This is a genomic window from Salipiger sp. ABF4_146 (assembly GCF_056161345.1).
In genome coordinates, this window is sequence record NZ_JBSWYX010000074.1 from 1 (window position 1) to 689 (window position 689).

The following is a 689-nucleotide window of genomic DNA, read 5'->3' on the forward strand; positions in this document are numbered from 1 at the left end:
CGGGCGGCGATGGCATCGTGGCAGGCGCGCGTGTCGTAGGCGCCGTCGGCCGTCACCGTGGCGATCTCCTCCTCCGCCGGAATCTGGGCGAGCAGATCTGGCAGCATCGGCGCATCGCCGACATTGCTGGACGTGACCTCGATGGCCCGGATCTCCAATGTTTGCTCGTCGATCCCGAGGTGGATCTTGCGCCACACACGCCGTTTCGAGCCGCCATGCTTGCGCGTGTGCCACTCGCCTTCGCCCTCCACCTTGATGCCGGTGCTGTCCACTAGCAGGTGAAGCGCCCCCTTGGAGCCGCGATACGGGATGGTGACGTCCAAGGTCTTCTGGCGACGTGACAGCGTGCTGAAGTCAGGCACGGACCACCCCAGCCCGGACAGTTCCAGCAGGCTCGCCACGAACCCCGTCGTCTGGCGGAGCGGCAGCCCGAGGAGGACCTTGAGGGTGAGACAGGCTTGGATTGCGGCGTCGCTATAGGTTTGCTGGCGACCACGCCGCCCTGACGGCGCCGCTTCCCATTGCATCGAGGGATCGAACCAGACGGTCAGCGATCCGCGCCGCCTCAGCGCCTGATTGTAGCTGCGCCAGTTGGTGGTCTTGTAGGTCGGCTTCGGAGGTCTGCTCATGCTGCCCGGCTAGCATGCTGGATTCACGAGATGAATCCCCTAGATTTGCGCAACAACGCC

The 689-nt window shown here is 65.0% G+C and carries 1 protein-coding gene; it reads right to left on the reverse strand.

The window, feature by feature from the left end; translation table 11 throughout:
• On the reverse strand, positions 1 to 629 hold a 629-nt coding region (locus ACXAJT_RS27600), incomplete at its 3' end, for an IS5-like element ISRssp5 family transposase (protein ID WP_475242229.1).
• Positions 630 to 689 lie beyond the last annotated feature (60 nt).